The organism is Hwanghaeella sp. LZ110 (assembly GCF_048892525.1).
Taxonomy (GTDB): domain Bacteria; phylum Pseudomonadota; class Alphaproteobacteria; order UBA8366; family Aestuariispiraceae; genus Pacificispira.
The window spans coordinates 1-286 of record NZ_JBLZHT010000071.1; the positions used below are offsets into that span (position 1 = coordinate 1).

Here is a 286-nt window from a genome sequence, read left to right on the forward strand (position 1 = left end):
GAGGATTGTAATTGAGCTGAGAGCTGATGTTGTACCCAAGACTGCTGAGAACTTCCGTGCTTTGTGCACTGGCGAGAAAGGCTTTGGCTACAAGGGCTCCGGCTTCCACCGCGTCATCCCGAAGTTCATGTGCCAGGGTGGTGACTTCACCAACCATAACGGAACCGGTGGGAAGTCCATCTACGGCAACAAGTTTGCGGATGAGAACTTCACCCTGAAGCATGGAGGGAAGGGAACCCTGTCCATGGCCAACGCCGGCCCGAACACCAACGGATCCCAGTTCTTC

General features: G+C 55.2%; 1 protein-coding gene. It reads left to right on the forward strand.

What is annotated here, in order from left to right:
* A partial coding sequence (locus ACOSDM_RS20250) for a peptidylprolyl isomerase (protein ID WP_420726341.1) occupies positions 1 to 286 on the forward strand: 286 nt, incomplete at both ends.